Here is a 26,160-nt window from a genome sequence, read left to right on the forward strand (position 1 = left end):
CAGTTTATTCGGGAATTAGTTCACCTGCCGGTTCATTTTGTCCGGATACAGGCCGCTTTTGTTGCTTTTTCTTTCCGGGATGGAAGAAGTTCTTCACTTTTGTAAAGAAGCCGGAGACATCTTTGGCTACATCCTGCGCCTTCTTTGAGACTCCGACTGACTCCGTCAATGCCGGACGAAGAATTTGCCACAGATAATTAAATGTAGAATGATACGGGTCACGTTCTATCGTCAGATGAGAATGACGGGGCCTGCGTGTTCCCTGTTCCGGATGGTCGGGATTATCATGTTTCAGTACCAGGTTAGCCAAACGCGACAGGAATTTATTATCGATCACCTCCCCTTTTTTCTCCTTCATTATCTCTGCCTTCAGATCCCTGTAAAGGAATAGCATATCGACAGTGGCACCTTTGGTCGAGGCTTCAGTGCTAAATGTAAAATCGACCAGTTTACCACTCTCCACTTTGGCAAAGGCCAGCGGTGTGATCAGTTCGTTCAATGCAGTCAGATCAAAGTCCTCCATATGCGCATCCAGCAGGAAACGATCGTTCAGGGAATCGACCGGAAGCTGCCAGGTGGCGGTAAAATATCCTTTCCCCATTAATTTGCCGTTTGCATCCAGACGGATATACTGGTCCGGATAGGAAACGATATTAGTGAAGCCGGAGAATTTCCCGTTCATTTCCGTGAAAAACAGTTTACCCGGTTGTATCCCTTTCTTTGACAATTCTTCGTAAACAACGGAAAAGTTATTTACACGGAGACTGTCGATAGCCATTTTCACCGGTGCCTTCTGCAAACCGGAATAGATCATCGGTACGATATGGCGGGGCACGACAATCTGTTGGTTCTTAAAATTCTGAAGTTCGGCATTGTCAACCTCTACATTTTTTATCCGGACCACTTTCTCCGAGAAGTAAGCCGGCAAATCGATTCCCGACAATCCTAACCGGCCGACTTTGACATCAAACCAATCCTGATGCTTTGGTTGCCGGTAAGCAAATTCCATTTTCGGATAGGCGGAAACCAAATGGATATCTTCCAGATTCAGATCGGTATTATCCAGATTGACTTTTCCTATCTTCAATGTATAAAAACCATTATCCAACGGGAATGCCAGGTCTTTGGTATCGAATCGGACAGTCTTCAGCCCGAATGTCCGGTTCCTGACATTGACATGCAGTCCTTCAAGAAACAGGTTTGCCGTATCACGATTCCAGACAGCATTGGAGACTGTCAGTTTTCCCAGTGAAAGGTCAGGCGTAAACCGACCGACTGCCTCATAAATATCATCCGATAGGACGGCGGGAGATTTCTTTTTTGTCTTTATCGGATCGGGAGAAGTCCCGGCCTGATAACTGACAACCGGATCTGACAGGTTTATCGAACCAACAGAAAAATGCAAACTGTCCCACACGACTTTATCGATACCCAAGTCCTGAAGTGATACCTGTAACAGGCTTCCGTCTTTTTTCATCAAGCGGATATCGGGTGATTCGACATGCAGCGAAGCAGCATCCAGGCGCTGAAGCAAATTCTCTGGCAGACGGTTCAAACCGGTTGCATAAATCATCGGAGTCTCTATACGAAGATATGAATTTGCTCCCATTTGCCATAAAGAGTCTTGCGGGAGCAGTTTCACGTCCTGTAATCCCAATATGCCTTTTGCCGTAGAGAAATTACCTTTCCGGACAGACAGACGGTAGGCTTTTCCCGGCAAATAATTGTCGAAGTCTTTGAAACTGAAACCAAAATGATCACAGGCAAAGAACAGCCCTCCACTCCGGTTCGTACTATCGTCCACCAGGAAGCGGGTGGCATAGAAATTGAAATCCTTCAGCTTATAGATTATCGGATCGGGAACGCCTCTGTCATTCAATGTGAGATATGCATGATTCAGGTCGATCCGTTTGATAGACAGATATTGCAATAAAGGATTTAGGATGCTTTCCACATCCGCCTTCGGATTTACCGGCAGCTTCGTTTCCTTGCTTTTCTTCGCATAAGACGGGGATTTATAATAATAGATAACCGGATGGTCTATCTTGAAAAGGTCAGCACTGATCCCTTTATCATAAAGCAATCCCCTGATACCGACTGTGTCAATGCTACCGGATATATAGTCTTTCCGTGAATTTACTTTTATAGGTTTCAGGCGGATTTTCTCTATATTGAAATCGCCGGACTCCGTATCCAATGCCATACGGGCAATATCGAAACGGTGGTTACGTGCCGTCATCTCCCCGCTGATGCCAGTTGCTTCAAAGGCGAAACTACGGGAATACCACAAGCCATGCTTCTCTTCCGAAACCGAATCAACTAGGAAGTCGTTTGCCCGGAAATTGAAGTTATCCAGTTTATAGACTTCCACCAAGTCTTTTACCGCTTGCGAATAAGTAACTTTGGCGGCATCGATTCCGACAGTCCGGATAGAAACGCTATGCAATACCGGCGATATTATGTCATATAAAGATAAAGCCTGTACCAAAGAATCCGTATCAATTTTTGTAGCATTGCCTGCCGCTTTTTTCGCAGCCGGGGCATTAGCGGCCAGATTAAATACCTGAATGTCCGACGAAGATATTTCAAAAGAACGGGCTGTCAGATAATTCAATGCATCTTCTCGTTTAAAACGGATTCCGTTGACTTCCACTGTCCGGACCTGTGCATCGACATAGCTATCCGGACGTTGTTTCGTCTCCGTCCATAAACTATCCTGCGGAATCAGCCTGATTTTCTCTATATAAATAATCGAATCCTGCGTACTGAGTTTTATGCTGTCTGTTTTAAGGAGGAAGTCGTTATTGGCTAGCAACGTCTGCGGTTGGTTCGTCACAAATTCAAAGTTATCACAATAGAGTAACTTTCCGCTCTGTGACGAGTTCTTATCCAACAGAAAACCGTAAGCGCGAAAGCTGACATCATCAAGCCCATAGACGATCGGTGTCACAGGATTCTCGACGGTATAGGATACGCTGGCGTTCGACAGGTTCAGTGTCCGTACGCTCAACACATTTATATAAGGAGAGATTACTTCATACAATGATTTGGTATCGGCATGCCGGACCTTTTTCTCCACACGCCCCGAATAATAAGAATCGAAAACTTCTATCCGTGGGTCTTTTATCTCAAACGTATTAAAATGCAATTCTTTATAACTCCACCGCCAGGTAAGGTTTACACCTTTGAAATCTATCATGCCGATCTCCGCTTTCACATAAGTACGGGGAAGGCTGTCAATAGCTTTCCACTGTTGAAACACAGTTGAATCGGGCATCAGCCTGACGCCTTCGATTTTCAGTTCTCCTTTCACAAAACCGATCGAAAGATCATCGAACGACAGGTTATAGAATCCGTCCGTAGCCTCAGCAGTACGCCGGCTCAATTCTACTTTCAAATATCTTTCCAGGCGGTTGCTCAGATACAGGTTCAGGACAGTCAGAAGCACCGCCAGCAATCCTATTGCCGGGAAAATGTATTTTATGATCTTCTTGTTCCGTCCCATATCCTTTCCCTATCTATATCGTTGACATAGTAACATCGTGTTCCCTTATTGCGGATCACAGTATCATATATTATGATATTAGAATCGCATATATTATGAAAATAAAATATCATATATTATGATACACTTTTCTCCTAATATATAATACTCCTGTTTTATAATTTACTCAACAATTTATATAAATATACTTCTCTATCATTTAGAACAAAGCTATCGGTAGAATGTTGCGAACGGATAAAAACAACCTCTCTATTCCGGATTGCCAAAGCAGGAAGGGATACTATAAACAAGAACAAACTCCGGAAATACTTTATAGCTCAGAACATACGACTTTCGTTCGGGAGTCCGGGTTTCAAACGCCCAAAGCTCTCCGGAACCGGTATAAGTAAACGGCTCCACATGCAGATGTTCTATAAAGTCAACATCCTGTTGCCGGATCATCTTGAATAAAGCCTCCTTGGCACACCAATGGACAAGCAGATGCTCTGTTTCATAATCCGGACCGACCGACGCATTCTCTTCCGGAGACATAAAGCGGCTACGTATCTTTAATACCCGGTCGGAACGGTATTCTATATCTATACCAACCGCTCCCTGCTCCTGCAATAACACTGCCGCATAGCCATTCGTATGGGAAATACTCAGGGATAAGGATGAATCGGGTAAGTAAGGAGCGCCATCGTCATGATAAGCGATCAGCAACTCCTCTCCCGCCAACTCTTTCAGGAGAACACGAGACGCCAGCCATTCCTGACGACGTTTTTCTGTTTTTATCTGTTGCAGGAAAGGGATATATTCGGATGGCAGTTCCAGCATCGACAGCAATTCTTCCGAACTTTCTTCAATCTTCCAGACACCCAACAACGGCTCTGTGTATTTAAACAGGACAGGCATTACTTTTTCCAGCTAAAGGATTGTATCAACTCGATAATATCTTTTCTCAGATAATCTGTAACCGGAGCCAACGAATCGGCATTCGGTACACAATCATAATATAAAGCACCCCGAAAGAAGTTCGAAGCACTGTCGGTCAACATAAACTGCACAGGAGAAGCAGACTCCCCATCCAACAGGAAAAGGGAGCCATACACCCGTTCATCCGGGTTGCTATAGGCTTGTTCCTTTACCGCTTTCGCCTGCTTCGCCTGGCGGGAAACTAGGGAACGCGATTCATTCTCTGCTATTTGCAAAGTAGAACGGGTGACGGGTAAATAACTGCAATAAATCTTTACACCCAATGAAGGATAAGACAAATTGATCCATCCTTCCGGACTTCCAATCTCCGGCAGCTCGACAATAGCCAACTGAGAAACATTGAATGAGTAGGGCAAACTGTCCAGAGGCAACACCTGATAACGTGCCCGAGGCGGTTCGATACGGAAATAACCACGCGGTTTCGGTGTATATTCCGTACAAGACACACAGCACAACAGGATACAAAGGAAAACCATGCCGGACAGAATCTGCTTCATCACTCCTCTCCTTCTTTCTCTATTTCTGAAATGCAGTTGAATTTCACTTTCAGGATTCTTCGGTTATCCATTTCCAGAATCTGGAAACGATATTTACCGTAATCTATAATCTCCCGACGGCGCGGGAAGTCACCTTTTATTTCCAGTAAAAGACCGGCAAGCGTTTCTACATCTTCCGTCAGTTTGCCGAACTCGGACGGGTCTGTATTGATAACGCGGAAGAAGTCTGTCAATAAAATCTTGGCTTCGAAGATCAGGCTGCCGTCTGCCAGACGGACAAACTGCTTTTCATCTTCATCATATTCGTCCGAAATCTCGCCGACAATTTCCTCCAGAATGTCTTCCATCGTCACGATACCGGACGTACCGCCAAACTCATCCACCACAATCGCCATGTGAATCTTATTGGTACGGAATTCTTCCAGCAAGTCGTCGATCTTCTTTGTTTCGGGAACAAAGTAAGCCGGACGAATTAAGCTCTGCCAGCGGAATGTATCCGGCTTTTCTATATAAGGAAGCAAATCCTTTATATAAAGGATACCTTTAATATTATCTTCCGATTCGGCATATATAGGGATTCGCGAATAACCGGATTTGATAATGAAATCGATCACATTGCGAAAGCTGGTCTTTATCTCGATGTCCTCCATATCCAAACGGGGCGTCATGATCTCATCGGCCGTCTTATTATAGAACTTGATGATCTCAGCCAGCATCTCTTTCTCTTCCGGAATCTCTTTAGAGGTCAACTCCAAAGCCTTGGATAACTCATCGACCGACAAGTCATATTTTTTCTTCACCAGCGCCTTGTTGATAATAGAGGTAGAATTAACCAATACCACCGAAAGCGGACGGCAGATGCGTTCCACCATATTCAACACCGAAGCGGAACGGCGAACGAAACGGAGCGAATTTTTCTGTGCGTAGATCTTAGGCATGATCTCGCCGAAAAGTAAAAGCATAAAGGTCAGTACGATTGTTTCAAGAATGAAACCCAGGGCAGGAACAGCCGAGAAATTGATCAAAGAATTAATGCCGTAGGTACAAAGCATTACCACGGCCACGTTCACAAAGTTATTGGCTATCAAAATAGCCGCAAGTAAATATTCGGAGCGATCCAGTAATTTCCGGATCAACGGGTCCGAAGGCGAATTCTCCTCCCGGATGTCGTTTATATCACCCGGGGTAAGAGAAAAGAATGCCACTTCCGATGCCGACACAAAGCCGGACACCAACAGCAGTAAACAAGCAAGGCTTAACGCTATAACAGGGCCTGCTGTGAGCGCCTGTATAGTAACCTGATCGAATAAGCCCGATAAATAATAGTCTGAGTCCAAGGGGAACCGTATTAGTTAAACAATATCAGAACGGAAGATCATCCGCACTGTTTGAATCAGTTGAAATATCCGGCTGTTGCGATACCGGTTGCTGGTAAGACGTAGCCTGCTGTGTTGCCTGTGGCTGTCCGCCTTGCTGGAAACCTGTTCCGGCATTCGTTGCCGTACCGTCGGCCGGACGTGTGCCCGTATTATAAAATTCAATACGGTCTGCATGAATTTCAGTCACATAACGTTTCACACCACTCTGGTCGTCATAACTGCGGGTACGAATCTTTCCTTCTACATAAACACCCGAACCTTTCTTCACCCATTTCTCAACAAAAGCAACCTGGTCGCGGCGAACCACGATATTGTGCCATTCTGTTCTCTCCGGCACAACCGTACCGTTTGCCAGTGTGTAACCTCTTTCGGAAGTTGCCAAAGGGAAGTTTGCAACGGCCGTACCGCTGTCGAAATAACGAACGTCGGGATCTTTACCCACGTTACCAATCAATATGACTTTATTCAATGACATAGTTGTAATTCTTTTAATATCTTACAAAGAAACATAAATTCGATCATTCAGACAAATTTCCGTTTAATTTCTCCAAATAAATATGTACCAGGCGGGGAACGGCATAACGTTCGATATCTTCATACGGAACAGCCAGATACGAATTCAATGCGTCCGTCACTTTTTCAATCTCGACCCGGTAAAATGTCGTATAAAGAACCTGGTGGGAAAGGACATGCTTCACCTCGGACATATCCACGGAAACATTCATCCGACCGGCGCCGTCAAACAGTTTCCGGTACGCTTCCGTTTGCTGCAATCCGGCAAAATCCATCGGTTCCGCCGTCTCGATCAGGGGAAATTCGTATAGCCCTTCCCAGATATCTTTTTTGCCCCGGCGCGAAAGCCAGGTTTGCCTCTTATATATAATGTATAGATAATGAAAATAACGGGGCCGCGTTTTCGTCTTGTTCTGCTTGACCGGAAACGCTTGCACATTACCCGAAGCATAGGCCATACAACGTTCCTTCAACGGGCAAACTTCACAATCCGGATTTTGTGGAACACATTGCAAAGCCCCGAACTCCATAACCGCCTGGTTATGCGTCCCTGCATATTTGGGATTCATCACAAGAGCGGCCAGTTCCGCAAACTGTTTCTTTCCCTGCGTGCTATCAATTGGCGTGTCGACTGCATACAGCCGGGATAAGACACGGTACACATTCCCGTCGACAACCGGATAAGGCTTATTCCATACAAAAGACACAATGGCAGCAGCCGTATATTCACCGATACCTTTCAAAGACAATATCTCTTTATATTCCCCGGGAAAAACGCCGCCGAACCGATCCATGATACTCTTAGCGGCAGCATGCAGGTTACGGGCACGACTATAATAGCCCAACCCCTGCCAATATTTCAGCACCTCATCCTCTTCCGCCGCCGCCAGGGAAGCGACATCCGGGAAGCGTTCGGTGAACCTGTAAAAGTAGTCCATCCCCTGAGCGACACGGGTTTGTTGAAGGATAATTTCCGATATCCAGATTATATACGGGTCGGACGATTCCCGCCAGGGCAGCATCCTCTTATTCGTTTTATACCAGGCCAGCAAAATATGGCTGACTTCCAATTCGTTTTCCATTTGCGTTAAAATGTCCTGTTTTTGTAGTTTTGAAACTCTCAACTCGTTGATTAATGCAAACATACACAGATATAATGAATTGTAAGGAATCTTTTTTATTAAAAAATGGCAGGCAATTCTTTTCCCACTTAAATAAAAAGCTATATATTTGCATTCCAAAAAATTAATAGGTCCAAATCATTAATTAATTTATAGACATGACTAAAGCAGATATTGTTAGCGAGATTTCAAAAAGTACCGGTATCGATAAGCAGACGGTATTGAATAGCGTAGAATCTTTCATGGACATCGTGAAAAGTTCGTTATCTCAGGGTGAAAACGTTTATCTGAGAGGATTCGGAAGTTTCGTTATTAAGAAGAGAGCCCAGAAAACTGCTCGTAATATTTCAAAAAATACTACGATCATCATTCCGGAGCATAACATCCCTTCATTCAAGCCGGCTAAAACTTTCCTGAACGAAGTTAAGTAATTAGTAATTATAGTTTAATTTAAAATTTAGAAACAATGCCTAGCGGAAAGAAAAGAAAAAGACATAAAATGTCTACGCACAAGCGCAAAAAGAGACTGAAAAAGAATAGACATAAAAAGAAATAAGTCTATCGAGAAACTCTAAAGAACAAACTTAATAAGTGACCTTTTAAGTTTGTTCTTTGCGTATTTAGAAAGGTCTGAATTAAAAAACCCTCTTTTTAAGTGATAAGTGAATTAGTAGTTGATGTACAACCCAAAGAGGTATCTATTGCCGTATTGGAAGACAAAAACCTTGTGGAACTCCAGAAGGAGGCCCGCAATGTCTCGTTTGCCGTAGGCGATATTTATCTTGGCAAAGTAAAGAAACTGATGCCGGGTTTGAACGCTGCTTTTATCGACGTAGGGTACAAAAAGGACGCATTTCTTCATTATCTGGACTTAGGTCCTAACTTCAACACCCAACAAAAGTTCCTCAAACAAGCACTTGGCGACCCTAAAAAGATGCCCGCCATTTCAAAAGTACAGATACTTCCTGAGATTGAAAAGGACGGAAGCATCAGTAACGTGCTTAAAGTAGGACAAGAGGTGTTGGTACAGATTGCCAAAGAGCCGATCTCAACAAAGGGTCCGCGACTGACTTCCGAGCTGTCATTTGCCGGAAGATACATCGTATTGATACCATTTGCCGATAAGGTCTCTGTCTCCACAAAAATCAAGTCGAGCGAAGAACGTGCCCGTTTGCGGCAGTTGATTCAGAGCATCAAGCCGAAAAATTTCAGCGTGATCGTACGTACTTCTTCCGAAGGAAAACGTGTTGCTGAACTCGACCATGAATTAAAGACATTAGTGAAACGATGGGAAGATAACATCGTCAAAGTTCCCAAACTGAAAGTGCCGTCGATTGTATATGAAGAAACGGCGCGTACGGTAGCTTTGCTCCGCGACATCTTCAACCCGTCTTTCCAGAACATTTACGTAAACGATGCGGATGTTTATCATAACATACGCGATTATGTCAGCCTGATCGCTCCCGGAAGGGAAGAGATCGTACAGCGATATACCGGCGAATTACCTATCTTCGACAATTTCGGTATCACGAAACAAGTTAAATCGCTGTTTGGACGTACGGTTACGTATAAAAGTGGAGCTTACCTGATTATCGAGCATACCGAGGCCATGCACGTGATAGATGTGAACAGCGGCAACCGTTCCAAAGGGAGCGACGCCCAGGAGAAAACAGCTATCGACGTAAACACAGCCGCCGCCGACGAAATTGCACGTCAGCTTCGTCTCCGTGATATGGGCGGTATTATCGTGGTCGACTACATCGACATGGCGGAAGCCGCTAATCGACAGAAGTTGTTTGAACACATGACTAAAGCGATGGCAAGCGACCGGGCCAAACACAACATCCTGCCTTTAAGTAAGTTTGGTCTGATGCAGATTACCCGCCAGAGGGTACGCCCGGCAATGGATGTGGATACAACAGAATCGTGTCCTACCTGTTTCGGCACAGGGACAATCAAACCTTCGATCCTATTTACCGACAATCTGGAAGGTAAGATCGATTGTTTAGTGAATAAGCATAATGTAAAGAAATTCGCCCTGCACGTACATCCCTACGTGGCAGCATTCGTAAACAAGGGGCTTTATCCCCTCAGTATGAAATGGAAACTAAAATACTCAATGGGTATGAAAGTCATTCCTAACCAAAGTCTGGGTTTTCTGGAATACAAATTTATTGATTCCGACAAGAACGAACTCGACATGATGGAAGAAAAGGAAATGAAAAAATAAAAAATCCCCGGAGCGATACAGGCTTCGGGGATTTTTGTTTCTATTTGTAAGGAGAAATATATCCTTCTTGTAAAATCAATATCCGAGAATGCGGTCAAGGATTCCAGCTTTTTCAACAGCCGTAAAATCCCCCTTAACACATTTACGCATCATTTCACAAAAACGAATTACATCTTCGTGGCTAGTTCCTGGATTTCCTCCTCTGGCTTTAAATTATTTCAGAAAAAAGAGATGTACCCCAAACCAGGCACATCTCTTTCTTATTAATCTCTCCCCCTCTTTACTTACTCTTCTCTTTCGCCATCTCCAACGCACGAGTCGTTACATAATATTTTGCGATCATATTCGGTACCTCCCAGTCAGGCAGTTTACCATCCTTCAAATATTCTAAAAAGTTTTCCGTCACCTGACCAAAATGAGCTTCATGTCCTACGCGATAATTTGCGGGGATTTGAACCTGCCATACATTATCTGCGATCTTATTCAAGGCAACTCCAGGGTATTTGTCGGCAATAACGGGTATAGATGCGGCGAGTTCCTTTTCATAAGCTACCAGATCAACACCAGGAAGTGCTTCGATATACAACTCCGGCTTGTAGCCTTGTTCTTTACCCTGACGGATAATCAAGTCTGCCTTGCTTCCCTTCATGACAGAGAAATGCGTATCGCCACCGCCTGCCGGGAAAGTGTAATTCCATATAACCGAAACTTTAGCATATAAACCCTTCAGCTTGTAAGTAATATCACCATTAGAGTAGACTTTCAAGGTATCACCAACAACATCCTTTTGCAGATAATCGGGATAAGTATCCAGTCCGGTCACTTCTTTAAACTGTTCTTTAGACATAGGAGTCGTCCAACGATTTGCATCCAGCAACTCAATATCCTTCTGATAATCGATTACCACATCCGGAAACGCTTCCCACTGTACCAGGTCGACCAGGTGAGTCGTAACATCAACAATGCCTTCACCTTGCTGCTCCACGTCGAAAAACCATGCCGGACGCTTCAGCGGGTTGCCTGACACTGTTTTGAAAAAATGATGAACGCTCTCTTTTACGATACCCGGTTCTTCCGGACTACCGGCCAGTTGTTCCCCATAGACAGCAGGCAACAAAGATAACTCCCGCTGTAAGATCGTTGTAATCTCATGCCGCTCGGTCATAATGTCATAAAGCAGCACATGCTGGTCACGGGCTATATCAAAGCATTCTTTCAATACTTCGAAATTTGCCGGGTTAATCGCCATCGGTTTGTCTGCCAGTACATGAATGCCGGCCGATAAAGTGCGTTTGATGTAATCTGTCTTTTTACCGTTATTACCGGCAGTAACCATTACATTTCCTTTCTTTTCGGCAATCATTTTTTCCAGGAAGTCAGCTCCTGTATAAACGACTTCCTCCCAACGGGTCGGAGAATCCTGCCGGTTATTATAGGCTTCCACTTTTGCCAGATGTTCTTTTACATCATCACCGACCGGAGCATATACATATACTTCATCGGCAACCTGCGGGTAAGAATTTTTTTGTACCAAAGCTGCATGGAAATGTCCGGGATCGAGCGTTATCAATTTCACTTCACCCGGAACACCGGAGAAGCTTTTCGTATCCTCTTTTTTGACCGAGCAAGAGGTCGCAGTTAAAAGTGCAGTCATAGTAAAAATCAAGTAAGTCTTCATTTTATTGTTCTATTAAGTTATTTACTGTCAACAGAGTCACCACAAAGATAGAAAGAAACTTTACAAAAAGCGCTCGATTCCCGTTTGCAAACCGTCTATTTCCGCCATTCCTTTGAGGCGACCGATCAAGGGATAGCCTGGATTGGCTGTCCGCGAATAGTCATCGAGAATACGCAAACCATGATCCGGACGAAATGGCATTCGCCAATCTTTACGGCCGGACTTTCTTCGCCGCCGTTGTTCTTCCAGCAATATCCTTATGATAGAAAACATATCGACACTACCTGTCAAATGCCCTGATTCATAAAAACTATTATCGGCCAAGTAGGCCGTATTCCGCAAATGAACGAATTGGATACGCGAAGCAAACTCAGTTGCCATCGCCACCAAATCATTGTCGGGGCAGGCCGAAAGCGAACCGGTGCAAAACGTTATTCCATGAGCGGGAGAATCAGACTGTTCCATGATCCATCTAAAGTCGTCGGCCGTTCCCGCAATACGAGGTAAGCCCAACAACGGGAAAGGAGGATCGTCGGGGTGTATACACAGATTTACGCCGGCCTGTTCCGCAACAGGAAGTATTTCTTTCAGGAAAAAAGCCAGGTTTTCGCGTAATTGTTCTTTTCCGATCGCATCATATGTTTTCAAATAAGTCAGGAAACGATCTTTATAATTGTCGCTATCTTCCCCAATCACACCATGAATAAAAGCCTGCGTGACGATTATTATATTATGCGCCAACTCTTCTTTTTCATCTTCTGTTAAAGATCCGGCTATATCGCGCGCTTTTTGCCGTATATTTTCAGGGTAATCGCCGGCAGCACCTTCACGACGAAGAATGTATATGTCGAAAGCAGCAAAAGTCGGATAGTCGAACAGCATCGACTCCGCCCCGTTATTATTCTTAAAATGCAGGTCTGTGCGTGCCCAGTCGAGTACCGGCATAAAGTTGTAACACACTGTATCAATTCCACATGCACCCAAATTCTTCAGAGACAGGATATAGTTCTCAATCAGCTGCGGGCGGTCTGCCGACCCGATTTTAATGCCTTCCGAAACCGGTAAGCTCTCTACTACACTCCAACGCATTCCATGATGTTCGATCCCGGCCTGCACCTTACGGATCTCTTCCACCGGCCAAGCCTCTCCTGCCGGAATATGGTGGAGGGAAGTTACAACTCCCTCCACTCCCATTTGTTTCAAGTCGGCAAACGTGACCGTATCATTCCGGCCAAACCATCTCCATGTTTTTTCCAACGCCATATCACACTCCGCTAAAAGAACTGAAACCTCCGTCTACCGGTATGATCGTTCCGGTTATAAAACTGGCGTGTTCGGAACACAAGAAATGAACCAGTCCGTTTAACTCGCTGATATCGCCAAAACGCTTCATGGGTGTACGCGCCAGGACCTTGCGACTGCGTTCCGTATACGTACCGTCGGGATTAATAAGGACAGCCCGGTTCTGATCGCCGATAAAAAAGCCGGGAGCCAGTGCATTCACACGTATCTTCTCACCGAATTTCAACGCCATTTCCATTGCCAGCCACTGGGTAAAGATACTCACTCCGCTCTTGGCAACCGAGTAACCCGGCACACGTGTGATAGCTGAATAGACTGCCATTGAAGAGATATTGATGATACTTCCCTCGCCACTTTCCGCCATCGCTTTACCGAAAACCAGACAAGGATAAACTGTTCCGTTCATATTCAGATCGGTCACCCGGTTGAAATCTTCGACCTTCATGTCAAATACGGTCTGATCCTCCCGCAAAGTGGCACCCGGCAGGTTACCTCCTGCTGCATTCACGAGGATGTCAATCTGTCCCCACTCCGACAGCAATTTTGCCCGAGCCTCCTCCAGGCTGGTAATATCCAACACATCACACCGGATTCCTATCACTTGCCCCAAGGCTGATAATTCATCAACGCGTTTATCCAGTTGCTCCTGACGAATATCAAGTATCGCCACTCTCACCCCATTCTCTACCAAGCTGCGGGAAATACTTCCTCCCAGCACACCTCCGCCGCCAGTTACAACAGCTACCTTATCTTTTAAATTGATAATCATAATCGAATTATTTTAATGTTGATATAATTTATTTGATAGTTTAAGTATTATCAGAATTGACTGTTACTTTTCTCTTGATAGAAAAGTAACCAAAAGATCAAGGCTGCATCTGCCTCGCTACTCCGCCTCCTTCGTTCGCTGTCGTCTGTGAACTCGCTGCGCTCAAACAGCACAGCCTCCGGGCACTCACTACGGATGCTACGCTTTACGCTCACCAGATGAGGCCTTTCACAGAACGCTTTGCGTTCTCCGGGGATTGCCGATACCGACACCTATATAATATAACAGGTCCTTTCTCTTTCAACAGCCGGTATCGGCAATTCCAAGAGGAAGCAGAGCTTCCTTGTCAAGGCCTAAGCGGGTGAACGTCCGCGAAGGTGGAAGACGAAGCGTCAGGAGCATCTGCTGTTTGAGCGTAGCGAGTTCAGATGCGACAGCGTAGTCTTTCACCGCAGCAGTGAAGCCGGTTAAGCCTTGATCTTTTGACTACTTTTCCATCAAGGGAAAAGTAGGTTCAAATCTTTCTAATACAACTCTAACTCTCTTACTATAAACTATTTTCTTTAATTCAACTATCATACTATCACTAATTGAAGTAAGTGTTTGATTATTAGCCTTCTAATTAATGACAGTAGGCACTTTCAACTATCATTTATCTATCATTCAACCATCACTTTAATTCTATTTTAACTTAGTAGCCGTCTTTTTAAGGTTAAAAAGACAACTGCCCGGCTGCATGCAGCCTCTCATAATTCGTCAGTCTACTATCTTTTTATCCCAAAACAAGGACTTAATTTCACCCGAATACAGACTTTTTGTTGCCGGGATGCCTATCTCACCCTGTTTTACGCCCCCATCTTGACGATGCTGATACCCGGGTGTCGAAGGTACCAAGACCCGGGTGTCAAGCAACACGCATTACTATATCGTTGATTTTAAACTATTTACTTATCAAAAACAAGAGACTGTCTATCTTACTTTTTAAGCAGGATATGATAGTTGTGTGATAGATTAGTGATAGTTGAAAGCACCTACTACCACCAATTAAAAGACTAATAATCATACACTTATTTCAATTAGTGATAGTATGATAGTAGAATTCAAAAAACAATTGTATATACCTATTCATCTTATTCTACATCACTCCATTATTCCTATTCTTTCATATACTGCTCAAACAGAGTGGCAATGCCTGCTTCCTGACTATCTCCTTTATGGATCAGGACACGATAACGGAGTGCTATTTTTTCTCCTTTTTTCAGGTCGGTTGTCTTTCCGTTTTCAGACCAGTACATCGGAGTGGGTGACATAAATCCGTAATCACGCGTAAACCAGGGTGACGGATACCAACGGTTAGACGGATGCTGCATAATAGCAATCCCTTCCTTTCCGGTTTTACGTTCGCCATAACAGTCAATCCAGGCTGCCCCTACCCCGAACGTTCCTTTTTCACCTTGTTTGCCTTCCGAATTAATCATTACTCCTCCCTGCTTAACAGTCAGGTCCGGGTCGACTCTGGCACTGAACAAGGAATGGTTCGTCTTTTGAATCGTCACATCTATAAGCATCTCCATCTCAATGTCGAAATCAAGTTGATACAGTTCAGGGGAGGGAGCCGAAATAATAATCTTCCGCCTGTCCATAATAGGAGCTTCCGCATCGGGACGTTTCCAGAGACATTCATCTTCAATCACCACACGTTCACCTTTAGCTTCCACAATCCGGGCACCGACAGAAATGATACGTCCGCGTTCAAGGCCTTCCTGCCAGTAGTTACCTCCGTTCACCCGGTCGCACCCAAAAAACAGAGAGCTGTGATGAGGATATTGACCGTTACGCATGGAAGTAACTCCGGCTCCCGAAACAGGACCGTTTACCGGAAAAAAGAAAGGATATTTCTCATCCGGTTGGAACCGATAGCTGGTAAAGAACTGTTCACCGATTGTGACATCTATACGATTTCCTACTTTTGTAGCCGAAACTTCCTGTTTCTGGGCATACATAACTCCGGCCAGCCAAAGGGCCGTTATCGTTAAAATTATCTTTTTCATATTCTTCTATTTTATAAATACTTTAGGTGGATAAGCAAAATCGTTCCATAAACGGTTGGCTTCATCAGCAGTCATTTCTCCATCGTAAGTACAGATACGGTAACGCAAACCATACTCTTTACCAGGCATTAGCTGCCAATCTTTATTTTTAGTCGGTGCAAAATTGACAAACGCATCTCCCCGGCCACCATTAGAATTTTCATCCCAGATACGAAGAGGTTCCGGAGCATTGTAGTTTCCGGGATGGCTTAGAACCAGAAAGCCGGAACGGCTATTTCCTCCGCATGTTCCTGTAACAAAAATCCACCGGGCCGTTGTTCCATCTATTTCCGGACGATTTTTCCCTTCGGAAGTGACCATGGTGCAATTCTCCTTTGTCCATTCCTCTGTGGCACGCCATCCGAAACCGGCATACCGATAGGCTTTTATCAACACAGGTAAATCAGTGGAAGGATGCAATCCTGATTCAAAATCCCACAAAAATTTATCCGGGATATTCCAGCTTTTCACAGACCAGGATTCGTTCATAATGACTTTCTCACCGGAAGGAGAGAATATATAATGATCGAGGTTAGCCAAATAACCGGCGCAGATATTTCCCTGATAAACAACAGCTATATTTCGTGCACGGACTGTGCCTTTTTTATCCTTCAGATTCCATAAGTCATACATGTTTCCATCATACTCGATACGTGTCCAGGGATTCCAGATACCATAATGATGGTAATGATCTTTAGGTTGTATAGTGGTCAGCACATTTCCCGACGGAGCACAAGCCGGATGAATAAAACCGCTTCTTTGAAAAGCCGGATCAATGCCTGCCGGAGGGTAAACTGTTGCATAATTATAGTACAGGATCTCGTTGTCATTCTTTTTCAGGATTAAAGCCTTACCTGTATCCTCCGTTTTCATTATCGCCTTTCGTTCCCCTTTCCGGCTTCGTTCGGCAATAAATTCACGCATGGTTCCGGCAGGAGTTTTACCCGTCAATATCCAATACAGATGGGGAGTTCCATCTTTCTCACGTAGTAACTGGCACGATACTTTTATCCTTTTCTTTCCTATTCTCTCATACAAAACGACAGCTGAAAGATCTCCTTTCAGATCAAGCGAAGAAACCCCGGTCGAAACGACACAATCCGTCCGGTCATATGAACCGGCTTCCACAACAATCCGTATTTCTCCTGCTGCCCATAATGAGGGGAAAGAAATAAGACAAAACAAAACAACAGCAACCAACCGTCTCATCTCATTCAAAAATTATAAGGTGGACGGTGAGGGCGGGCAATCATAGAATTTGCTTCATCATCATCTTTGAAGCGTTCCAGAACCGGGTCCCAGTAAAGTTTACGATTTAGTTTCATTGCTATATGTTGCAACAGGCAAGCCGAACAGGAACGATGTGCCACTTCTGCCGGAGTGATATTTTGTTTTCTCGTACGGACACTTTCAAGCCAGTTACCATGATGATCGGAACTTTTATAAAGATGTACTTCATTTTCTCCGATAACAGAAGTCAGTATCTTCGGGTCAGAGGCTTGCAACGCCTTTGATGCACCGGCTGTTTCAGGATCGTTTGCCGAAGCTTTATAGGCACCGCGACTGACAAATATCCAACCTTCAGTCCCGGTAAATAAGACACCATTCGGTTTTTCTTTGCTGTTGGTCGTACCACGTACCACCACCCCATTATCATAAAGCATTTCGGTCGCATAATCACCATGTACATTCCATAAACCGGAGGTGGGAAATTCGGCATGTCCTGATATTTCAACCGGCCCGGAATACTCTTTATCCATGGCCCAATGGGCTATATCGAAATGATGTGCTCCCCACCCGGTAATCATACCGGCACCAAACTGTTCGCAACGCAACCATCCCGGACGGTCATACCCTTGTTGCGGATGTACCCGATCTATAGTATAAGGTACATAAGGGGTTTGTCCCAACCACATATCATAATTCAGATTTGCTGGAATAGGCATTTCTTCCGGATTCCCGCCGGGAGGATCACCCGGTAAACGGATCTCAATATCTTTCAGCTGACCGATACGCCCGTTCCGCACAAGTTCACAAGCAATCCTGAATTGCTCCATCGAACGTTGCTGGCTGCCGATTTGCAGGATACGTCCCGTTGCATTCACCGCATCACTCATCTTACGTCCTTCCTCTATAGTCAACGAAGTCGGTTTCTGCAAATACACATCTTTACCTGCCCGGACAGCATCGATCGCCATCTTGGCATGCCAATGATCAGGAGTGCTTATCAAGACAGCATCAATGTCTTTATTAGCCAACAGGTCTAAATAGTTTTCATAAGTCGTAACTCCACTGTACGGTTTACCCAGTTTTTTTGAATAATAGCCTTCAACCAGTTTTTTAGCATCCGCCACACGGTTAGCATCCACATCGGCAGCAGCAATAATACGCACATCATCATATTTCCACACCCCGGGCATATCATGATCCCGTGAAATCCGTCCTGTTCCGATAGCGCCGATATTAATACGGTTTGACGGTGCATGAGGGCCAAAAACAGAAGCCGGAACAATCGTCGGGGCTATAAACATTCCCAAACCGGCTGTAATCGATCTTTTCAGAAAGTCTCTTCGTGTTGTAGTCATATATTAGAATTTAGATTATGTTTCAATACACAAAACTAACACGAACCGGAATAACGGATACAGCCTTTTTTTGCAGATTATAACACGATATTGAGGAATTTCCCCTGAATATGTCCTATCCGCTCCTTTCCTGACATTTCTGCTAAGGTATGATGGACGAAGAATCTTAAATTCTTATATTTAATACAAATAAATCATTGTTTGTTCTTTTAAATAACGGACAGTATTATTTTATGCTAAATTTGTTCCTGCAATAATGAAATGAAATTATGGAAAACAAACTCATGCATGAACAACTGACTATCTATGCCGGCACTCCGATCATTGCCCGGCATTATGACTATGACAGATTTACTTTTCCCTGGCATGTTCATAATGAGTTTGAGATCATATATGTAAAGGAAAGCACAGGCGAACGCTTTGTTGCCGACAATATGGAAACCTTTTATCCTCATGATCTGACATTCGTCGGGCATGGAGTTCCGCATTACATGAAAAGCGCTCCGGAATATGAAACAAACAATCATTCTTTACGGGTAAAAGGAGTCATCATCCAGTTTGAAGAACATTTCATGTCGCATTCCATTAGTAACTATGCAGATTTAGCCCACATAAAAAAGTTATTGGATGAATCTGCCAGGGGAATACATTTCCCATATCCGGAAAACAAAGAAATCATACGGTGTATCGAACTATTACCCGACAGCAAAGGAACCATGCGTATTATCAATTTACTACACCTGCTCGACTTAATGGCCAATTTCAAATCTAAACGTTATCTGGGCAGTTTACACTTTTGCCAATCGGTATCCATTACCATGGATCAACGCATGGAAAAGATTCTATCTTTTCTGGCAAATCATTATAAAGAAAATATTGATTTAAACGAAATTTCTTCTATCGTAGCGATGAATAGTTCTTCTTTCTGCCGCTATTTCAAAGAAAGATCAGGTAAAACATTTATGGAATACCTGTTGGACCTACGCATCGGACACGCATGTAAACTACTGATTGAAAACAAAATAGACATAACACAAATATCCATAGAGTGCGGTTTTAATACGATCACCCACTTTAATCGTATCTTCAAACGCAACACCGGGCTTACTCCCTCCGAATACAAAAAACAGTTTCTAAAATAATATATTCCTGTCATAAAAATACACGAATTGATAAAAGTTCCTTCCACAACAACTGCCGTATTGTCATTATTTCTGACAGCAAAAACAATTCGGAACCGTTCATTGTTACTTTGGCATACGTTTTGTATACTAATTGGTGCAACTCGACAAGAGAAAAAGCAAAGACGAAAAATAATAACAATTAAAATAGTAGAAAATTATGGGAAAAATTATTGGTATCGACTTAGGAACAACCAACTCATGTGTTGCCGTACTGGAAGGTAACGAACCGGTTGTTATTGCAAACAGCGAAGGTAAAAGAACGACTCCTTCAATCGTTGCATTCGTTGAAGGCGGCGAACGTAAAGTTGGTGATCCCGCAAAACGTCAGGCTATCACCAATCCGGAAAAAACTATATTTTCTATCAAACGTTTCATGGGTGAAACTTACGACCAGGTTACAAAAGAAATCAACCGCGTACCTTATAAGGTAGTACGTGGCGATAACAACACTCCGCGTGTGGATATCGAAGGCCGTCTGTACACTCCGCAGGAAATTTCAGCAATGGTTCTTCAGAAGATGAAAAAGACTGCTGAAGATTATTTAGGACAGGAAGTAACAGATGCAGTTATCACTGTTCCGGCTTACTTTAGCGATGCTCAGCGTCAGGCTACAAAAGAAGCCGGTGAAATTGCAGGTCTGAATGTTCGCCGTATCGTGAACGAACCGACTGCCGCATCTCTGGCTTACGGTCTTGACAAGACCAGCAAAGATATGAAGATTGCCGTATTCGACCTTGGTGGCGGTACATTCGATATTTCAATCCTTGAACTGGGTGACGGTGTATTTGAAGTAAAATCGACAAACGGTGATACTCACCTGGGTGGTGATGACTTCGACCACGTGATTATCGACTGGCTGGCAGAAGAATTCCTTCGTGAAGAAGGCGTTGACTTGCGTAAAGACCCGATGGCTTTGCAACGTTTGAAAGAAGCTGCTGAAAAAGCTAAGATCGAATTGTCAAGCACAACAAGCACAGAAATCAACCTGCCGTATATCATGCCGGTTAACGGTATTCCAAAGCACTTGGTTAAGACATTGACACGTGCTAAATTCGAACAGTTGGCAGACAGCCTGATCCAGGCTTGTATCGAACCGTGCCGTCAGTCATTGAAAGATGCTGGCTTGAGCACTTCCGATATCGACGAAGTAATCCTGGTAGGTGGTTCTACACGTATCCCGGCTGTACAGGCTATCGTTGAAAAATTCTTCGGTAAAGCTCCTTCCAAAGGTGTTAACCCGGATGAAGTAGTGGCTGTAGGTGCTGCAATCCAGGGTGGTGTATTGACCGGTGAAGTAAAAGACGTATTGTTGCTGGATGTTACTCCGCTGTCTTTGGGTATCGAAACAATGGGTGGCGTAATGACTAAGTTGATCGAAGCCAACACAACAATCCCGACTAAGAAATCGGAAACATTTACAACTGCTGTCGACAACCAGCCGTCTGTAGAAATCCATATCTTACAGGGTGAACGTTCTCTGGCTAAGGACAACAAATCAATCGGCCGTTTCCACCTGGACGGAATACCTGCTGCACAGCGTGGTGTACCTCAGATTGAAGTTACTTTCGATATCGACGCAAACGGTATCCTGAACGTATCTGCAAAAGATAAAGGAACCGGTAAAGTACAGAGTATCCGTATCGAAGCATCCAGCGGTTTGAGCGACGAAGAAGTAAAACGTATGAAAGACGAAGCGACAGCCAATGCTGAAGCCGACAAGAAAGAAAAAGAACGTATCGACAAGCTGAACCAGGCTGACAGTATGATTTTCCAGACTGAAAAACAATTGAAAGACCTAGGTGACAAACTTCCGGCTGATAAGAAAGCTCCTATCGAAGCTGCATTGAACAAGCTGAAAGAAGCTCACAAGGCTCAGGATGTTGCAGGTGTCGATGCTGCCATGACTGAACTGAATACAGTATTCCAGGCTGCAAGCCAGGAAATGTACAATGCTCAGAATGCTCAGGGCGGTGCACAACCGGGACCTGACTTCGGACAGCAACAGGCCAACAACAACGCTGGCGGAGCTAAAGACGGCGGCGTAACAGATGTTGACTTCGAAGAAGTGAAATAAATAGATTACATTTTCCACATAAGATGAAGAGCGATTGTCGGATTAATCTCCGGCAGTCGCTTTTTTTGCATAAATATAATTTAAAGAATAAGATTCGTTGACAATCAAAAACTCCTTACTATATTTACAGCCTCATAATGCATTATAAAAAATAAGACTTACGACACTAGAATTACGGAAAGATCGCACTAGTAATTATGCAGACAGCGTTGACTAAATATCTATTCCATCTCACAGGCATACTGTTACTTACGGTCTGCTTTTCTTGTGACCGATCGGTTTCGGACATGAAGCGGGTATTGGTGATCCAATCATACGAACCGGAATACGACGGATACCACGGTACAGAACATAAAATTCGGAATGAATTCAGGCGAAACCATATAAAAGCAGATATCCGGACATTTTATCTGGATTGCGAAACATACCTGGACAAAGAGGAAAAAGCAAGGATCTATAATTACCTGGATTCACTCTCGGGCTGGCCCCCGGATATAATCCTGACCTACGATGATCAGGCATGTTACTCATTTATGAATTGCGATCATCCGCTATCCAAACAAATCCCAACCATTTTTGCCGGTGTAAATTATCCCAACTGGAACCTCCTGAAACAACATCCCAATGTGACAGGCTATTGGGATCGTCCGGAATTCCTGAAAACCATAAAAATGGCGGAAGATATATTCGGACCTATGAAAATTAATATCTGGACTGATGAAACTCCTTTGGGAAAGCAGACAACCGGTTCTTTTCTAAACGAATTAAAAGAAAAAGGCATAAATTATATCTCAGGTGCCTATTTTACTGTTGATAAAAATAACACATATACGTTCACAGCAGATAGCTCTCTATATGGATCAAAAACTTTAACCACTAAACCTCAAAAAACTTTTTATACAATGGTTGACGGACGGTCTACAAAGTCAGTGCAACTATTATGGGCCTTATCCGGATTGGCCCGCTACTCCGTCTTCGTACAAAGCAAACGCGATTTTACCTCCAAACGTCTGGGATTATTTGCCAGTGCTCCCACTATTACTGTGATCAATGAAGGCTTTGGATTAAAGGAAGGTTTGCTGGGAGGATACATTACACCTTACAATACACAAATCGAGTTATCTGTGAAAACAGCAAGTGAGGTTTTAAGCGGCAAACCATTCAGCAACATTCCCATTACGGAAAGTCCGAAAGAATATTTGATAGACTGGGAAGAAATGGTCCGGTGGCACATTCCCTTGAACCAAATACCCAAGAACTACCAGATTATCAATATGCCTTTTTTTGAAAGATACAGTTCCCATATCATATTATTCGGTATTTGCACAGGTATAGCAGTTATTCTCCTCATCTCATACCTGTTCCATCTCTATCTGCGAGAAAACCGCAACAAACAACAAGCACAGGAAGACCTGAGGAAAGGAGAACAATTCTTATCACTGGCTTTAGCCGGAGGAAAAGTATTCGCATTCCAGCTACGAGACAAGAGACTCTACTTTGACAAGGATTTCTATATAGCCGCAGGTATAAAAGAAAAACCTTTCAGCATAGAAGAATTTCAAAATTGTATCCTCCCCCAAGACCTGCCAATATTTAATAAGAATATAGAAATGGCGATATCCGGAGATCAGGAAAACAACATTTCCCAGATACAATGCATGTTTGACAACAAAGAATACCAATGGTGGGAATTCAGATATACCTATAATAAAGAAAATGATTTCTTCAGTGGCCTTTGCCTGAACATCCAACAGGAAAAAGAAGCCAAGCAGGAACTGATCTTCGCCAGACAGAAAGCCGAAGAATCAGATAAAATGAAATCAGCCTTCCTCGCGAATATGAGCCACGAAATACGTACGCCTTTGAATGCGATCGTTGGATTCTCAAATATCATTGCCGAAGAAGAAGTGGAATTATCAGCAGAAGAACGCAATGATTTCCTGAAACTGATCAACACAAATTCAGACCTTCTCCTAAAACTGATAAATGATATCCTGGACCTGTCACGCATCGAATCGGGCAGAATGGAGTTTTCCTTTGGTGAATACAATCTGTCGGATCTAATGAACGACGTTTATCAGACACATAAATTTCTGATGCCGGAAGGTGTTGAACTGAAAATAGAGAAACCGTCAGAAGCAGTTATGCTCAATACAGACAAACACCGTCTGACGCAGGTCATCACTAATTTCATCAACAATGCTTCCAAATTCACCAAAAGCGGATATATCAAAATAGGCTACAATTACAATCCCAGACGAATGGCTGTAGAGATCATCGTAGAAGACACGGGAATCGGTATCCCAAAAGAAAAACAGAAAGCAGTATTCGAACGTTTTAATAAACTGGATGAGTTTGCACAGGGTACAGGGCTCGGTTTATCCATTTGCCAGGTTATCATCCATCGTTTCGGCGGAGAGATCACACTACAATCGGAAGAAAACAAAGGAAGCCGTTTTACAATATCATTACCCTTACACATTTCCTAAAAAAAACGGCTACCAGGTTTCTTCCCGATAGCCGCTCTTTTTTCAATAACTCTATGACTCAGATAATCGAAAAAGCATCTGCATCCTTCCACGCCGGGAATTTAGCACGCAACTCCTCCAAATCACTCTTATTTAATGTACAGGTGCGAGTTATTTCCTCCCGTTTGCCGGCATCTGCCAGTTTCTTTCCTTTCGGAGAGAAGATCATGGAATCGCCCCGGTAAGTAGACCCTTTACCATCGATACCCACCCGGTTCACACCGCACACATACGCCATATTTTCAATGGCCCTGGCAGGCAATAATGCTTTCCATACCTTTTTACGGGGTTCAGGCCAGTTTGCTACATATATTAATAGGTCATACTCATTATCCACGTTGCGGCTCCATACCGGGAAACGGAGATCATAACAAACCAGCAAACAGATATTCCAGTCTTTATACTTTATTACCGTACGTTTATCGCCAGCCGTGAAATGCTTATCTTCAGCAGCCATCCGGAATAAATGACGTTTATCATAATAATATTCGTCCCCTTCCGGAGTGATAAAGAAAGCACGGTTAAAATATTTTCCGTCTTCTTTCGCTATAAAACTACCGGCGACAGCCAGATTATATTTAGCGGCCCATCCCTTTATAGTCGGGACAGTCGGGCCATCCATCGTATCAGCCAGCTTTTCCACCTCCATGGAAAAACCGGTTGTAAAGGTTTCGGGAAGTACGGCAATATCCGTTTTCCCACTCACACGCCGGAGTAATTCTCCGTAATAACCAAGATTCTCGTCTCTGTCTTCCCAAATGATATGGGATTGAATCATACTGATACGTAAGCTGTCTGCCATAATAGTAAATTAAACTTTTACGAAATTTTCCGGATGACAAGCTGTCACATCCCGGTAACTTTCACGAATTGTACGAATATCCTTTTCTGCATCCCCGGTTGGATAAAACAATCCTTTAAACCCGGCTTCCTTCTTTGCATAATCAAAATAAGCGATCATGATAGGAACCTGTGCCTTTTCAGCAATATAATAAAACCCTTTCTTCCATTCTTCCACCTTTTTACGTGTACCTTCCGGTGTCACAGCCAGCTGAAAAATTTTGCGTTTATTAAACACCTCAACCATCTGGTCGGTTACCGAAGTCCGTTGATGACGGTCGACAGGCACACCACCCAGCCACGAAAACAATACATTGAACGGAAAAAAGAACCATTCTTTTTTGATTAGAAAACTGGCGTTACGCCCTAATGCCGTATAAAACAACTTTCCGACAATAAAATCCCAATTGCTGGTATGCGGGGCGACGCATATCACACATTTAGGCACATCTTCGCTAACTGGTCCCAGTTTCCATCCGGCCATGCGAAGAAGTGCCTTACAGATCGCTTTCTTCATTATTTTTCTTTGCTTAGCTCTCCTATTTCGTTTGCAATAGCGTCGACTTCTGTCTGCAAATCAACTCTAAGTTTACGATAATACTCTTTTACCAGTGTTTTGTTGTCTTTGGCATCCGGAGTTCCGGCACGACGGATAAATTCATCCTGCATATCCAGTATCCTTGTCAACAGAACATCAGCTTTATCTTCCTCTACTCCAGGAATAAATAGCTTACAAACTAATACTTCAGAAAACAGTTCACCTGCTACATAGCTGATTTCTTTCTTTAAAATTCTTCTTTTAGCCATAATTTTCGCATTAAAATATCTACAAATCTACAAAATCCTTTATTAAATAACTCACACCGCAGGAAAAAAGATAAAAATAATGT

21 protein-coding genes are annotated in these 26,160 nt (G+C 43.6%); 5 read left to right on the plus strand and 16 right to left on the minus strand.

The window, feature by feature from the left end:
• Positions 1-4: 4 nt before the first annotated feature.
• The 6 genes from NBH14_RS20805 to mutY all read right to left on the minus strand — a co-directional run bounded on the left by NBH14_RS20805 (position 5) and on the right by mutY (position 8,014).
• Entirely contained in the window at positions 5-3,505 is a 3,501-nt protein-coding gene (locus NBH14_RS20805; RefSeq protein ID WP_186960080.1) for a DUF748 domain-containing protein, read from the minus strand.
• A 249-nt stretch (positions 3,506-3,754) separates the two neighbouring features.
• On the minus strand, positions 3,755-4,399 hold the full coding sequence (locus NBH14_RS20810; protein ID WP_186960081.1) for a 4'-phosphopantetheinyl transferase family protein: 645 nt from the start codon (positions 4,397-4,399) through the stop codon (positions 3,755-3,757).
• Positions 4,399-4,977 carry a gliding motility lipoprotein GldD gene (gene gldD / locus NBH14_RS20815; protein ID WP_186960082.1) on the minus strand — a complete coding sequence of 193 codons (579 nt, stop codon included), beginning with the start codon at positions 4,975-4,977 and terminating at the stop codon, positions 4,399-4,401. Before gldD ends, NBH14_RS20810 begins: the two co-directional genes overlap by 1 nt.
• Positions 4,977-6,314, minus strand: a complete 1,338-nt coding sequence (gene gldE / locus NBH14_RS20820; RefSeq protein ID WP_186960083.1) for a gliding motility-associated protein GldE — start codon at positions 6,312-6,314, stop codon at positions 4,977-4,979. Before gldE ends, gldD begins: the two co-directional genes overlap by 1 nt.
• A gap of 25 nt (positions 6,315-6,339) precedes the next feature.
• Complete coding sequence (locus NBH14_RS20825; protein ID WP_128134089.1) at positions 6,340-6,831, minus strand: single-stranded DNA-binding protein; 492 nt, start codon at positions 6,829-6,831, stop codon at positions 6,340-6,342.
• A 43-nt stretch (positions 6,832-6,874) separates the two neighbouring features.
• Positions 6,875-8,014, minus strand: coding sequence for an A/G-specific adenine glycosylase (mutY, locus tag NBH14_RS20830; protein WP_186960084.1), 1,140 nt, complete (start codon positions 8,012-8,014; stop codon positions 6,875-6,877).
• 134 nt (positions 8,015-8,148) lie between these two features.
• Between mutY and NBH14_RS20835 the strand changes: the two genes are divergently transcribed.
• Together NBH14_RS20835 and NBH14_RS20840 are read left to right on the plus strand one after the other, a co-directional pair.
• On the plus strand, positions 8,149-8,421 hold the full coding sequence (locus tag NBH14_RS20835; RefSeq protein ID WP_005636204.1) for an HU family DNA-binding protein: 273 nt from the start codon (positions 8,149-8,151) through the stop codon (positions 8,419-8,421).
• A 224-nt stretch (positions 8,422-8,645) separates the two neighbouring features.
• Positions 8,646-10,220: an Rne/Rng family ribonuclease gene (locus NBH14_RS20840; protein ID WP_186960085.1), complete on the plus strand. Its 1,575-nt coding sequence runs from the start codon at positions 8,646-8,648 to the stop codon at positions 10,218-10,220.
• 280 nt (positions 10,221-10,500) lie between these two features.
• On the opposite strand, the gene NBH14_RS20845 is transcribed toward NBH14_RS20840, so the two are convergent.
• The 7 genes from NBH14_RS20845 to NBH14_RS20875 all read right to left on the minus strand — a co-directional run bounded on the left by NBH14_RS20845 (position 10,501) and on the right by NBH14_RS20875 (position 18,644).
• Positions 10,501-11,898, minus strand: a complete 1,398-nt coding sequence (locus NBH14_RS20845; protein ID WP_186960086.1) for a putative oxidoreductase C-terminal domain-containing protein — start codon at positions 11,896-11,898, stop codon at positions 10,501-10,503.
• A gap of 60 nt (positions 11,899-11,958) precedes the next feature.
• Positions 11,959-13,161: a mannonate dehydratase gene (uxuA, locus tag NBH14_RS20850; RefSeq protein ID WP_186960087.1), complete on the minus strand. Its 1,203-nt coding sequence runs from the start codon at positions 13,159-13,161 to the stop codon at positions 11,959-11,961.
• Position 13,162: 1 nt separating this feature from the next.
• Positions 13,163-13,969 carry an SDR family oxidoreductase gene (locus NBH14_RS20855; RefSeq protein WP_186960088.1) on the minus strand — a complete coding sequence of 269 codons (807 nt, stop codon included), beginning with the start codon at positions 13,967-13,969 and terminating at the stop codon, positions 13,163-13,165.
• A gap of 50 nt (positions 13,970-14,019) precedes the next feature.
• A complete protein-coding gene (locus NBH14_RS20860) occupies positions 14,020-14,184 on the minus strand; it encodes a hypothetical protein (protein WP_186960089.1) in 165 nt (54 codons plus the stop codon).
• Positions 14,185-15,123: 939 nt separating this feature from the next.
• Complete coding sequence (locus NBH14_RS20865) at positions 15,124-16,020, minus strand: DUF6807 domain-containing protein (RefSeq protein WP_186960090.1); 897 nt, start codon at positions 16,018-16,020, stop codon at positions 15,124-15,126.
• A gap of 6 nt (positions 16,021-16,026) precedes the next feature.
• Positions 16,027-17,268 (minus strand): DUF6807 domain-containing protein, encoded by a 1,242-nt coding sequence (locus tag NBH14_RS20870; RefSeq protein WP_186960091.1) that lies wholly within the window; start codon positions 17,266-17,268, stop codon positions 16,027-16,029.
• Positions 17,269-17,273: 5 nt separating this feature from the next.
• The gene (locus NBH14_RS20875) at positions 17,274-18,644 is read right to left on the minus strand and encodes a Gfo/Idh/MocA family protein (RefSeq protein ID WP_186960092.1); all 1,371 of its coding nucleotides are present in this window, start codon (positions 18,642-18,644) and stop codon (positions 17,274-17,276) included.
• A gap of 269 nt (positions 18,645-18,913) precedes the next feature.
• Between NBH14_RS20875 and NBH14_RS20880 the strand changes: the two genes are divergently transcribed.
• From NBH14_RS20880 to NBH14_RS20890, 3 genes are all read left to right on the plus strand, one after another.
• A complete protein-coding gene (locus NBH14_RS20880) occupies positions 18,914-19,786 on the plus strand; it encodes an AraC family transcriptional regulator (RefSeq protein WP_186960093.1) in 873 nt (290 codons plus the stop codon).
• Between the two features lie 199 nt (positions 19,787-19,985).
• Complete coding sequence (gene dnaK / locus NBH14_RS20885) at positions 19,986-21,902, plus strand: molecular chaperone DnaK (protein WP_186960094.1); 1,917 nt, start codon at positions 19,986-19,988, stop codon at positions 21,900-21,902.
• 287 nt (positions 21,903-22,189) lie between these two features.
• Complete coding sequence (locus NBH14_RS20890) at positions 22,190-24,391, plus strand: sensor histidine kinase (RefSeq protein ID WP_186960095.1); 2,202 nt, start codon at positions 22,190-22,192, stop codon at positions 24,389-24,391.
• A 58-nt stretch (positions 24,392-24,449) separates the two neighbouring features.
• Here NBH14_RS20890 and NBH14_RS20895 read toward each other — a convergent pair whose 3' ends face one another.
• Genes NBH14_RS20895 through NBH14_RS20905 form a run of 3 tightly spaced genes read right to left on the minus strand, consistent with a single transcriptional unit; the run spans position 24,450 to position 26,077 of the window.
• Complete coding sequence (locus NBH14_RS20895) at positions 24,450-25,232, minus strand: amidohydrolase (RefSeq protein ID WP_186960096.1); 783 nt, start codon at positions 25,230-25,232, stop codon at positions 24,450-24,452.
• A 9-nt stretch (positions 25,233-25,241) separates the two neighbouring features.
• Positions 25,242-25,787, minus strand: coding sequence for a lysophospholipid acyltransferase family protein (locus NBH14_RS20900; RefSeq protein ID WP_128134083.1), 546 nt, complete (start codon positions 25,785-25,787; stop codon positions 25,242-25,244).
• A complete protein-coding gene (locus tag NBH14_RS20905; protein ID WP_186960097.1) occupies positions 25,787-26,077 on the minus strand; it encodes a hypothetical protein in 291 nt (96 codons plus the stop codon). Before NBH14_RS20905 ends, NBH14_RS20900 begins: the two co-directional genes overlap by 1 nt.
• Positions 26,078-26,160 lie beyond the last annotated feature (83 nt).

The organism is Parabacteroides caecihominis (assembly GCF_023656785.1).
GTDB lineage: Bacteria > Bacteroidota > Bacteroidia > Bacteroidales > Tannerellaceae > Parabacteroides > Parabacteroides segnis.

What these genes read in the sequence shown, in the direction of transcription:
- NBH14_RS20805 (WP_186960080.1), bottom strand. Translation starts at nt 3,505, where the DNA reads ATGGGACGGAACAAGAAGATCATAAAATACATTTTCCCGGCAATAGGA.
- NBH14_RS20810 (WP_186960081.1), bottom strand. Translation starts at nt 4,399, where the DNA reads ATGCCTGTCCTGTTTAAATACACAGAGCCGTTGTTGGGTGTCTGGAAG.
- gldD (WP_186960082.1), bottom strand. Translation starts at nt 4,977, where the DNA reads ATGAAGCAGATTCTGTCCGGCATGGTTTTCCTTTGTATCCTGTTGTGC.
- NBH14_RS20825 (WP_128134089.1), bottom strand. Translation starts at nt 6,831, where the DNA reads ATGTCATTGAATAAAGTCATATTGATTGGTAACGTGGGTAAAGATCCC.
- mutY (WP_186960084.1), bottom strand. Translation starts at nt 8,014, where the DNA reads ATGTTTGCATTAATCAACGAGTTGAGAGTTTCAAAACTACAAAAACAG.
- NBH14_RS20835 (WP_005636204.1), top strand. Translation starts at nt 8,149, where the DNA reads ATGACTAAAGCAGATATTGTTAGCGAGATTTCAAAAAGTACCGGTATC.
- NBH14_RS20845 (WP_186960086.1), bottom strand. Translation starts at nt 11,898, where the DNA reads ATGAAGACTTACTTGATTTTTACTATGACTGCACTTTTAACTGCGACC.
- uxuA (WP_186960087.1), bottom strand. Translation starts at nt 13,161, where the DNA reads ATGGCGTTGGAAAAAACATGGAGATGGTTTGGCCGGAATGATACGGTC.
- NBH14_RS20855 (WP_186960088.1), bottom strand. Translation starts at nt 13,969, where the DNA reads ATGATTATCAATTTAAAAGATAAGGTAGCTGTTGTAACTGGCGGCGGA.
- NBH14_RS20865 (WP_186960090.1), bottom strand. Translation starts at nt 16,020, where the DNA reads ATGAAAAAGATAATTTTAACGATAACGGCCCTTTGGCTGGCCGGAGTT.
- NBH14_RS20870 (WP_186960091.1), bottom strand. Translation starts at nt 17,268, where the DNA reads ATGAGACGGTTGGTTGCTGTTGTTTTGTTTTGTCTTATTTCTTTCCCC.
- NBH14_RS20875 (WP_186960092.1), bottom strand. Translation starts at nt 18,644, where the DNA reads ATGACTACAACACGAAGAGACTTTCTGAAAAGATCGATTACAGCCGGT.
- NBH14_RS20880 (WP_186960093.1), top strand. Translation starts at nt 18,914, where the DNA reads ATGGAAAACAAACTCATGCATGAACAACTGACTATCTATGCCGGCACT.
- dnaK (WP_186960094.1), top strand. Translation starts at nt 19,986, where the DNA reads ATGGGAAAAATTATTGGTATCGACTTAGGAACAACCAACTCATGTGTT.
- NBH14_RS20890 (WP_186960095.1), top strand. Translation starts at nt 22,190, where the DNA reads ATGAAGCGGGTATTGGTGATCCAATCATACGAACCGGAATACGACGGA.
- NBH14_RS20895 (WP_186960096.1), bottom strand. Translation starts at nt 25,232, where the DNA reads ATGGCAGACAGCTTACGTATCAGTATGATTCAATCCCATATCATTTGG.
- NBH14_RS20900 (WP_128134083.1), bottom strand. Translation starts at nt 25,787, where the DNA reads ATGAAGAAAGCGATCTGTAAGGCACTTCTTCGCATGGCCGGATGGAAA.
- NBH14_RS20905 (WP_186960097.1), bottom strand. Translation starts at nt 26,077, where the DNA reads ATGGCTAAAAGAAGAATTTTAAAGAAAGAAATCAGCTATGTAGCAGGT.